Here is a 9,735-nt window from a genome sequence, read left to right as displayed (position 1 = left end):
GGAAATTTCTTTTCCCGTCGTCCTTTCGGACGTGGCCAGCTCGTTGGCGCGAACGGCTTTATGCGCCTTTTCAACTCCACCGTCAAGCATTTTTCCGCAAAAAATCGAAAAAATGTTTCCGAACCGTCAAAAAGGCGCTTCCGCGTCGTGCAGCTCTGTTTTTCAACCAGCTGTTTGTGACAGTACGTCTTCCCCCAGAAAAAGTAAAGTGCTTCATGACATTTTTCATACAATATGTTTGCAGTACGGATAAATCAAATAAAAACATTATGATATGACATAAGAGCCAGCCTCCCGCAAACAACAGAAAGGCAGCCGTCACAAGCCGAACAGTACGGAAGGAGCCCCTTCAGGCAGTCCGGGACACGCCGCCGCAGTCATGAAGTCCCCTGGCTGCCACAGGCAAGCCCGCATCCTGCCGGTGTGGACAGCCGCCATGCCTGGATTGGCATATCCCTCTCATGCCCTGCCTGTGCATCCATGCTCTCGAAGCACTCCAGGACCACTGGAATATATGGATTTTTCTGACCATATCACAGTTTCCAGGAACCTCACGAAGCATATAAAAAAGGCGCCCTGCCTTGCAGCAGGGCGCCTTCATCAGTTCCTGGGGTGCAGGATTATTGCGCAGGGCTTTCATCCATGTCGATGACACGACCCTGCAGCCAGACATAGGCATCCACTTCATCGCCTTCCTGGGGATCGTAATCCCGCAGGACCATCTTGCTGGCGTAGATGGGCAGCACCATGTCCGGACGCTGGTCGAAGGGGAAGCGCACGTACAGGACCTTGATGTCCATTTTTTCCAGCTTCACGTCGTCCACGCGCTCCACCTTGGTGCGCACCTGGTATTCGGCAAAGCGGCGGCCGGGCATGATGAGCTGACGGCCGGTCATGGAGATCTTCAGGGGCGGCACGTCCAGGCGGGTCTTGCCGGGGTTCTCGGCCAGCCACTGGGCGGCCCAGGCTTCGTACTGGGGGCCCTGGGTGATGTTCACGTCATCCAGCAGGGCCTTGCGCAGGGCGATGGCCAGACCGGACAGCAGGAAGGTCTGGGTGACGCCGGGGGTCAGGTCATCCTTGTCGCGCAGATACAGGGGATCATAGAACCACATGGGGTTCTTGCCCTCGATCATGCTCACGGCCACGTTGGCACCGCCCCCCTGGCTCCAGGGATGGATGTCTTCCACGGTCAGGTCATTGGGCAGGCCTTCCAGGAAAGGCACGGCGGACAGGGGCTTGAACTTTTCCCCTTCGTCAGCCTGCATGAGCACGGCAGCACGCGACGGCTGGTCCTTGGGCCAGGCCATGAGCACGTAATCCTTGCCGCTGCGCTTCCACTGCCAGGCGGGGCGGGTGCCGCCATCGTGCAGCACCGTGCCCACCACCTGCGGCATGACGGCCATGGGGTTCTGGCCCAGCAGCACGGCCCAGGCATCGCCCAGGGCCTCGTCATGCTGGCGGTTCTCGCCGCGCAGCATGGCCTTCAGCTCTTCTTCCGAGGGCTGACGGGCAGCGTCGGCGCCTTCCATCTGTTCCGCCTGTTCGGCAGCGGGAGCAGCGTCCTGCACTTTTTCTTCGACCTGTTCGGCCTTGCTCTTCTTGGTCATGGCTCGTGCCTCCGATTAACGACGGTCGCCCCTGCCGCCACGGTCGCCACGGTCGCCGCGTTCACGACGGCCGCCACGATCGCCACGGTCACCACGATTGCCGCGGTCACCGCGATCGCGCTGGGGACGGGCGGTCTCTTCGGGGTTCCAGGGATGGCCCTGTTCTTCCAGCAGCACAGCCTTGCGGCTGGCACGGATGCGGTCACCGTTGATCTCGATGACCTTGACCACCATGTCTTCGCCCAGACGGGCCACATCGCCGGGCTGTTCCACGCGGTTCACGTCCAGCTGGGAGACATGCACCAGGGCTTCCACGTTGGGCAGCACTTCGACGATGGCACCGATCTCCATGATCTTCTTGACCTTGGCGGTGTAGTTCTTGCCCAGTTCGGGACGCTGGTCATAGTAGGTGACCATCTCGCGGGCCTTTTCCAGGGCGTCGGCCGTGGGGGCGAAGATGGACACGCGGCCGGAATCTTCGATGTCCACGGAGGCGCCGGTGGCGGTGGTGATGGCCTTGATGTTCTTGCCGCCGGGGCCGATGATCAGACGGATGATGTCAGGATTGACGAAGATCTCGGCATGCTGGGGAGCGTAGCGCGACAGTTCCTTGCGCGGCTCGGGCAGGGCCTTGGCCATCTCGGCCAGGATGTGCAGGCGGCCTTCGTGGGCCTGCTGCATGGCCTGGCGCATGATATCGGTGGTCAGGCCGGTGATCTTGATGTCCATCTGCACGCCGGTGACGCCTTCGGCGGTACCGGCGATCTTGAAGTCCATGTCGCCCAGGGCGTCTTCATCGCCCAGGATGTCGGTGAGCACGATGAACTTGTCGCCTTCCTTGATCAGGCCCATGGCCACACCGGCCACAGGGGCGCTGATGGGGATACCGGCATCCATGAGGGAGAGGCAGCCGCCGCACACGGCAGCCATGGAAGAGGAGCCGTTGGATTCCACGGTCTCGGAGACCACGCGCACGGTGAAGGGGAAGTCGGCGTCGGCCGGCATGACGGGACGCAGGGACTTCTCGGCCAGGGCGCCGTGGCCGATCTCGCGACGGGAGACGCGCACGGGCTTCACTTCGCCCACGCTGAAGGGCGGGAAGTTGTAATGCAGCATGAAGCGCTTGGTCACGTCGCCGCTCAGGCTGTCCATGCGCTGTTCATCGGTGGAGGAGCCCAGGGTGGTCACCACCAGGGACTTGGTCTCACCGCGGCGGAAGATGGCCGAACCGTGGGCGCGGGGCAGCACGCTGGTCTGGATCTGGATGGGGCGCACGGTCTTGGTGTCGCGGCCGTCGATGCGCACGCCTTCGTTGACGATGCGGGCACGCACGATCTTCTTTTCCAGGTCGCCGATGATCTCGCCCACTTCCTTCAGGGCTTCGCTCTCGGCCCAGGCGGGGTCATTGAGCAGGGCTTCCATGACCTTGTCCTTGACGGCCTTGCGGGCGTCCTTGCGGGCCAGCTTTTCGGGCACGCGCAGGGCTTCTTCGATGCCGGCCTCGCGGGCCAGTTCCTGCACGCGGGCCACCAGCACCGGATCGTCCTGATGGGGGGTGAAGGGCATCTTTTCCTTGCCGGCCAGTTCGCTCAGCTTGAGCTGGGCGTCGATGAGCGGCTGGATCTCCTTGCGGCCCCATTCCAGCGCGTCGATGATGACGTCTTCGGGCACGAAGGTGGCTTCGCCTTCCACCATGGTCAGGGCATCGCGGGAAGCGGCGAACACGATGTTCAGGTCGCTGCGCTCCTGCTCTTCAAAGGTGGGGTTGAGCACGAACTGACCGTCGATGCGGCCGATGCGGCCACCGGCCACAGGGCCTTCGAACGGCAGGGGCGAGAGCATGACGGCGGCGGAAGCGCCGGTCAGAGCCAGCACGTCGGACTCGTTCTCCTGGTCGGCGGAGATGACGCTGGCCAGCACCTGCACGTCTTCGTTCAGGCCCTTGGGGAACAGGGGACGGATGGGACGGTCGATGAGGCGGGAGACCAGGGTCTCACGCTCGGAGGGACGGCCGATCTCGCGGCGGAAGAAGCTGCCGGGGATACGGCCGGCGGCGTACATCTTTTCGGAATATTCCACGGTGAGGGGGAAGAAGCCCTTGTCGAACTCCAGAGCCTGGGAGCAGACGGTCACCAGCACCACCGTGCCGCCGCACTGCACCCAGACGGCGCCGTGGGCCTGGTTGGCCAGACGGCCGGTCTCGAAAATGATTTCCTTGCCGCCCACGGTGGCCGTGACGCGGGTAGGATTGAAGATATCCTGGTTCATGTGGACCTCGTATGAAGGGGATTCCGGCAAAAGCGGGCAACAGCGCCCCGCTGTGCGGCCCTGGGCCACGGGTGCTGCCCGGTCTTCCCGGACCCCCCTTCCTGCTAAATGTTGTCGTGAGGCGAGATTGCAAAAAGGGGGGGCTTGGCCCCCCCTCTCAAACCATCGTAATTACTTGCGCAGGCCGAGCTTGGCGATCAGCGCACGGTAACGCTGAATGTCCTTCTTCTTCAGGTAGTTCAGCAGCTTGCGGCGCTGGCCAACCAGCTTCAGCAGACCGGTGCGGGAGTGGAAGTCCTTCTTGTGCACCTTGAAGTGACCGGTCAGGCCTTCGATGCGGGCGGTCAGCAGGGCCACCTGCACTTCCGGGGAGCCGGTGTCGCCTTCGTGTTTGGCGTGAGCGTCGATAACCACTTTCTTCTGTTCAGCGTCCATAGCCACAGCAGTTCTCCTTTACGGATGTAAGTTAATTCCAGAGGCCCCTCAGCACGGTCCAGCAGGGACCCTGGGGCGTTTCGGAACGGCGGGCCAGAGCCAGGGGCATGCCCTGACGCTGCAAAAGCGCCTTGTCGCCCACATCGTCGCGGCAGGGGATGGCCATGCCGTTACGGATGCGGGCCTCGGCGGCTTCGTCCAGCTCCAGCACCGGCCAGTGGGGCAGCGCCTCGGCAAGGGGGCGCAGGTGCTTCACCAGCAGGCCCGGATCGGCCGACAGTTCGTCCAGTCCGCAGGCCCCTTCGAGACCGAAGGGGTGACTGTACTCCCGGGTCAGTTCCGTGAGCACGGCTCCGCATCCCAGTCGCATCCCCAAGCTGTGGGCCAGGGAGCGTATATAGGTGCCGGAACTGCATGCGACCCGAAAGCGTACAAACGGCAGCTCGACCTCGAGCACGTCCGCTTGCGAAATTTCCATGCTTTTGACCTTTTTGGGCACTTCCTTGCCCTTGCGCGCCAGCTTGTAGAGGGACTGGCCCTCGTGCTTGGCCGCGGAATAGGCGGGCACTTCCTGCTCGTGCAGGGTCAGCCAGTGGGCCACCTCGGCGCGCACATCGGCTTCGGTCACCTGCTGCCACGGGGATTCCGTCAGCACCTCGCCCTGGATGTCCCAGGTATCGGTGGTGAGGCCCAGGCGCAACTGGCCGCTGTAGACCTTGCCGCCGTCGGCCAGAAGATGCGAGGCGATCTTGGTGCCCTGTCCCAACAGCACCAGCAGCACGCCGGAAGCCATGGGGTCCAGGGTGCCCGCGTGGCCGATCTTGCGCTGGCCCAGACGCTTGAGCGCCGAGAGACAGCGGGCCGACGTGGGGCCGGAAGGCTTGTTGAGCACCAGGACGCCGTCCAGCTGGGGCAGCGGCGCCGGTTTGCGTGCGGCGGTGGAAGTCTGTTCGGTCATACGCAAAAAATAATGATAGCAAGCCTGCGGCATGAAGTCAAAAGCGCAGGCATATGGCGGCAGGCAATAGCCTGTTGCGGGCCAAAGGTCAAGCGATTTGTGGGTCCCCGCCGCGCGGCGGGGACGGCGAATTGTCCGGGAAGGCTATCTGACGCTGCCCGCCTTGCCGGACTTTTACGGAGATACCGCATACGGCCGCCGGGCCAACCGGATGCGCGCAGGATCCTCCCACGCGGCCGCTTGCCGGGCCCTGCCCCGGGCCCGACCGAAAGCCTGTACCCGCCATCCGCATTGATGTAGCATCCGGCATCCAAGCCAGTATGGGGGCAGGCCATGAACAACTACAGACAGATAGTCAGCATCGCCCTTCTCATCACGTCCGTCGTGCTCATCCTGACCGGAGGGCTGATCCTGCTCCACCTCGATTCGCGCACCGTCATGCATCTGCACAAATATTTCGGCGTGGCTTTCATGGTAGCGGCCCTGCTGCACATGGGCATCAACAGCAAGCCCCTGCGCCATTACCTGGGCATGCGCTCGCTGGTGGTCCCCCTGCTGGTGGCGGCCGTCCTGCTGGTCGCGGCCGTCGCGGCCTACGACATGACCCGGCACCACGGCTACGGGAGATATGCCCGCGACACGACGTTCTTCTGCCGCTAGACCGGACATTCGCAGCAGCCATCCGGCATCCCGATACGCCGGGACAGCCCCGGCAGGCTGTCTGCCTAAAAAAACGGCCCGCCGGAAAGCATCCGACGGGCCGTCCTCTCTTTTCGGAAAATCGTCTGCGGGCCTAGGCTTCGGCCTCGGCCTTGAGGGCCTCGGTCTGGGCGGCGGTGGCCAGAGCCTCGAACAGGGGCTCGACTTCGCCTTCCATGATGCGGTCCAGAGAGTACAGGGTCAGGTTGATGCGGTGGTCGGTGCAGCGGCCCTGGGGGAAGTTGTAGGTACGGATGCGCTCGGAGCGGTCACCGGAGCCCACCTGGGCCTTGCGGTCGGCGGAAAGCTCGTTGTTCTGGCGCTCGCGCTCGGCGGCCAGGATACGGGAGGCCAGCACCTTCATGGCGCGGGCCTTGTTCTTGTGCTGCGAACGTTCGTCCTGGCAGGTCACCACGGTACCGGTGGGGATGTGGGTGATGCGCACGGCGGACTCGGTCTTGTTGACGTGCTGGCCGCCGGCACCGGAGGCGCGGTAGATGTCGATGCGCAGGTCTTCGGGGCGGATCTCCACGTCCACTTCCTCGGCTTCGGGCATCACGGCCACGGTGGCGGCGGAAGTATGGATGCGGCCCTGGGTCTCGGTGGCGGGCACGCGCTGCACGCGGTGGGTACCGGCCTCGAACTTGAGGTGGCTGTACACGCGGTCACCGGAGATGAGGCAGATGATTTCCTTGTAGCCGCCGCTGTCGGAAGGGGATTCGCTCATGATCTCCACCTTCCAGCCCTTGATCTCGGCATAGCGGGTGTACATGCGGAAAAGGTCGGCGGCGAACAGGGCCGCTTCTTCACCACCGGTACCGGCGCGGATTTCAAGGATGGTGTTCTTTTCGTCCAGCGGGTCCTTGGGCAGCAGCAGCACCTTGATCTTGTGCTCCAGCTCGGGCAGCTCGGCTTCGGCGGCGGCGATCTCTTCCTGCGCCATGGCCTTGATGTCCGGATCGCTGTCGTGCAGGAGCTGCTTGTTCTCTTCCAGTTCCTGCGTGAGGCTGCGATGACGGCGGAACAGTTCCACCACGTCGCGCAGGTCCGCATGCGCCTTGGTCAGCTTGCGGTACTGATCCTGGTCATTGTAGACGTCAGGCTGGGCAAGCGCCTGTTCAAGCTCCATATACTTTTTTTCAAGACCTTCCAGCTTGGCAAACATGCGAACTCCAGAAAATGTATGGCCCCGCCGGGGCGACTAGGCGTCGCGCCGGTAGGGAGCCGTGATGATATTGTCGCCCGCCTGGGCGCCCAGGGCTTCGCGCAGGGCCACCACCGCCACGTCGAGCTGGCGCTCGTCGGGCTCGGCCGTGGTCATGCGCTGCAGGGTCAGGCCGGGGGCCCGCAGCAGCGTGGCCATGAAGCCGTCGGGCATGCGGGCAGCGTAACGGATAAGCTCATAGGCCAGCGCGCTGATGGGCACCATGAGCAGCAGTTTGAACACGATGGTCAATGCCTGCTTGGCCACCGCCCCTTCCGGGCAGTAGATGAACAGCAGCAGGGGCACCAGCACCGCATGCAGGATGATGGAGATGCTGATGACGAACAGCAGGAACGTGGTGCCGCAGCGGGGATGCAGGCGGCTCATGCGGGCCGCCGTGGCGGCGTCCACGTCGCCCCCGGCTTCGAAGGCATGGATGACCTTGTGCTCCGCGCCATGGTACTGGAACACGCGCCGGATATCGGGCACGAAGGAGATGGCCCAGATATAGCCCATGAAGATCAGGCACTTGAACAGGCCGTCCCACAGATGGAAGGTGAGCCCTTCCACCCCGCCGCCCAGCTCCAGCCACTGCATGAGCAGCGACAGCAGGTGCGGCACGACCACGAACAGGCCCACGGCCATGGCCAGGGAAAGCAGCAGGGTCAGCACCAGATGCCAGCCCTTGAGCTCTTCCTCGGTACCTTCGGCCTGATGTTCCGCGGAACGGTTGAGCGCCTTGATGCCGTTGACCAGGGTCTCGATGAGCACGGGAAAGCCGCGCACGAAAGGCTTTTTCAGCCAGGGATGCCGTGTCAGCGAGAACCAGGGCATGCGCCGGGCCACGATCTCGCCGTCGGGACGGCGCAGGGCCAGCGCGTAGGCGTCACCATTGCGCATCATGACGCCTTCCAGAACGGCCTGCCCGCCCACGGTGGGGCAGCCGGCCGTCAGCATCAGGGAAACAAGACGGGACAGGCGCATAGACTCCCTCAAAAAAACGCCAAGCCTCCGGCGGGAGCGTGAAACCAAAGATTCCAACGCCTCCGCCAGAGGTGGGATAACGTTCGCGTCCAGCAGACGCGGGGCAGCACACCGCTTGCGCGGCAGCGCCTACTTCTTTTCAAATTTGGCGTACTTCTTGCGGAAGCGGTCGATACGGCCGGCCGTATCCAGGAAGCGCTGCTTGCCGGTGAAGAAGGGATGGCAGGCGGAGCACACTTCGACGTGCACTTCTTCGCCCTTCGTGGAGAGCACCTGTTCCTGATTACCGCAAGCGCAGGTAATGGTGGCGTTGAACACCTTGGGATGGATATCTTTCTTCATGATCCTTACCTCGTATGGCAACGGCATATGCCGTCAATAGTCGTCTTCTGCGCGGCTTTTGCGCATCAGGGCCCAAATCAATAGCCCATAAACGCAGCTTTGGCAAGTCCCCTGCCCCGGCGGAAGGACGTTTTCCCGGAGTTTTTTCCCGCTCCGGGCAAGGCCGGGCCGCCCGTCACGGCAGGGGCCCGAAGATAAGGACGTTTGCTGCGGACAGCGGACAGCAGGCGAAGGCCGTGCCCCGGCAGGCGCATCCGGGAGGGCATCCGGGGCAAGATGGCCGGCCATCCGGACGAAGATACGGGGGCAGGGACCTCCACCGCCGATCCCGTCACACGGGGCCACGCCGGTAATCTCCACCGAAAAACGGATACGCCCCGCCCATGTATGCGGGCCCCGGCCTGCCCCCTCCGCCCGGGGCCGGTTGCCAGCGCCGGGCCGACAGGCTACAGTGCGGCCATGTGTGCAAAAATCGCCCGCCAGCGCGCGGATCAACTGGTCTTCATGCAGGGCCTGGCCGAAAGCCGTGAACAGGCCCGCCGTCTCATCATGGCCGGCAAGGTGGCGCTCTCCTCCGAAGGTCTGCCCCCCGGCGCCCCGCCCCAAAAGGTGGACAAGCCCGGGCATCCCTATCCCGAAGGCACGGTCTTCGAGCTGCTGGGGCAGGAGCGCTTCGTCAGTCGCGGCGCCTACAAGCTGCTGACCATCCTGGACAATTTCAAGCTCGACGTGAGCGGCATGGTCTGTCTTGATGCCGGTGCCTCCACCGGCGGTTTCACGGACTGTCTGCTCCAGCACGGCGCCACGCGCGTCTACGCCGTGGACGTGGGCAAGAACCAGCTGCACGAGAAGCTGCGTGCCGACGAGCGCGTCATCAATCTGGAAGGCGTCAACCTGCGCGCCGCCGCGCCCGAGCTCATCCCCGAGCCCGTGGACCTGGTGGTGGCCGACGTGTCCTTCATCTCCCTGACGCTCATCCTGCCGCCCTGCATGACCTGGCTCAAGCCCGGCGGTCTGGCCGCCGTGCTCATCAAGCCGCAGTTCGAACTGGGCCCCGGCGAGACCGTCAAGGGCGTCGTGCGCGACGAGGCCGCCCGCCAGCGCGCCGTGGACAAGATCGTCCGCTTCTGCACCGAGAACCTGCACCTGGAGAGCCGGGGCGTGCTGCCCGCCGCCATCAAGGGCCCCAAGGGCAACCAGGAATATATGGCCCTCTTCGCCCGGCCCTGACCGGA

At 64.0% G+C, this 9,735-nt stretch carries 10 protein-coding genes; 3 read left to right on the top strand and 7 right to left on the bottom strand.

Annotated features, from left to right (window positions below; translation table 11 throughout):
* The coding region (locus ACQRAG_RS11470; RefSeq protein ID WP_427804195.1) for a hypothetical protein at window positions 1-180 on the top strand (180 nt) is incomplete at its 5' end.
* A 440-nt stretch (window positions 181-620) separates the two neighbouring features.
* Here ACQRAG_RS11470 and ACQRAG_RS11465 read toward each other — a convergent pair.
* The 4 genes from ACQRAG_RS11465 to truB form a co-directional block, all read right to left on the bottom strand.
* Window positions 621-1,610 carry a hypothetical protein gene (locus ACQRAG_RS11465; RefSeq protein WP_168935828.1) on the bottom strand — a complete coding sequence of 330 codons (990 nt, stop codon included), beginning with the start codon at window positions 1,608-1,610 and terminating at the stop codon, window positions 621-623.
* A 15-nt stretch (window positions 1,611-1,625) separates the two neighbouring features.
* Window positions 1,626-3,878 carry a polyribonucleotide nucleotidyltransferase gene (gene pnp / locus ACQRAG_RS11460; protein ID WP_427804194.1) on the bottom strand — a complete coding sequence of 751 codons (2,253 nt, stop codon included), beginning with the start codon at window positions 3,876-3,878 and terminating at the stop codon, window positions 1,626-1,628.
* Window positions 3,879-4,049: 171 nt separating this feature from the next.
* On the bottom strand, window positions 4,050-4,319 hold the full coding sequence (gene rpsO, locus ACQRAG_RS11455; RefSeq protein ID WP_040369636.1) for a 30S ribosomal protein S15: 270 nt from the start codon (window positions 4,317-4,319) through the stop codon (window positions 4,050-4,052).
* Between the two features lie 25 nt (window positions 4,320-4,344).
* Complete coding sequence (gene truB / locus ACQRAG_RS11450; RefSeq protein ID WP_287439016.1) at window positions 4,345-5,271, bottom strand: tRNA pseudouridine(55) synthase TruB; 927 nt, start codon at window positions 5,269-5,271, stop codon at window positions 4,345-4,347.
* A gap of 333 nt (window positions 5,272-5,604) precedes the next feature.
* Between truB and ACQRAG_RS11445 the strand changes: the two genes are divergently transcribed.
* Complete coding sequence (locus ACQRAG_RS11445; RefSeq protein WP_204626445.1) at window positions 5,605-5,931, top strand: hypothetical protein; 327 nt, start codon at window positions 5,605-5,607, stop codon at window positions 5,929-5,931.
* Between the two features lie 133 nt (window positions 5,932-6,064).
* Here the strand turns inward: ACQRAG_RS11445 and prfA are convergent, their stop codons facing one another.
* The 3 genes from prfA to rpmE all read right to left on the bottom strand — a co-directional run bounded on the left by prfA (window position 6,065) and on the right by rpmE (window position 8,500).
* Window positions 6,065-7,135, bottom strand: a complete 1,071-nt coding sequence (gene prfA / locus ACQRAG_RS11440; protein WP_168935832.1) for a peptide chain release factor 1 — start codon at window positions 7,133-7,135, stop codon at window positions 6,065-6,067.
* Window positions 7,136-7,171: 36 nt separating this feature from the next.
* Entirely contained in the window at window positions 7,172-8,158 is a 987-nt protein-coding gene (locus ACQRAG_RS11435; RefSeq protein ID WP_239463937.1) for a DUF1385 domain-containing protein, read from the bottom strand.
* Window positions 8,159-8,287: 129 nt separating this feature from the next.
* A complete protein-coding gene (gene rpmE, locus ACQRAG_RS11430; protein ID WP_040369638.1) occupies window positions 8,288-8,500 on the bottom strand; it encodes a 50S ribosomal protein L31 in 213 nt (70 codons plus the stop codon).
* A 459-nt stretch (window positions 8,501-8,959) separates the two neighbouring features.
* Between rpmE and ACQRAG_RS11425 the strand changes: the two genes are divergently transcribed.
* The gene (locus ACQRAG_RS11425; protein ID WP_168935833.1) at window positions 8,960-9,730 is read left to right on the top strand and encodes a TlyA family RNA methyltransferase; all 771 of its coding nucleotides are present in this window, start codon (window positions 8,960-8,962) and stop codon (window positions 9,728-9,730) included.
* The last annotated feature ends 5 nt before the right edge of the window (window positions 9,731-9,735 follow it).

It is taken from the genome of Desulfovibrio sp. SGI.230, from assembly GCF_050313065.1.
GTDB lineage: Bacteria > Desulfobacterota > Desulfovibrionia > Desulfovibrionales > Desulfovibrionaceae > Desulfovibrio.
Note: the sequence above shows the minus strand (reverse complement) of the source record. Positions and strands in the feature narration are given on the sequence as shown.

Bases quoted from the DNA above. Each gene is read 5' to 3' on its own strand.
- ACQRAG_RS11465 (WP_168935828.1), bottom strand. From the start codon at position 1,610: ATGACCAAGAAGAGCAAGGCCGAACAGGTCGAAGAAAAAGTGCAGGAC.
- pnp (WP_427804194.1), bottom strand. From the start codon at position 3,878: ATGAACCAGGATATCTTCAATCCTACCCGCGTCACGGCCACCGTGGGC.
- truB (WP_287439016.1), bottom strand. From the start codon at position 5,271: ATGACCGAACAGACTTCCACCGCCGCACGCAAACCGGCGCCGCTGCCC.
- ACQRAG_RS11445 (WP_204626445.1), top strand. From the start codon at position 5,605: ATGAACAACTACAGACAGATAGTCAGCATCGCCCTTCTCATCACGTCC.
- prfA (WP_168935832.1), bottom strand. From the start codon at position 7,135: ATGTTTGCCAAGCTGGAAGGTCTTGAAAAAAAGTATATGGAGCTTGAA.
- ACQRAG_RS11435 (WP_239463937.1), bottom strand. From the start codon at position 8,158: ATGCGCCTGTCCCGTCTTGTTTCCCTGATGCTGACGGCCGGCTGCCCC.
- rpmE (WP_040369638.1), bottom strand. From the start codon at position 8,500: ATGAAGAAAGATATCCATCCCAAGGTGTTCAACGCCACCATTACCTGC.
- ACQRAG_RS11425 (WP_168935833.1), top strand. From the start codon at position 8,960: ATGTGTGCAAAAATCGCCCGCCAGCGCGCGGATCAACTGGTCTTCATG.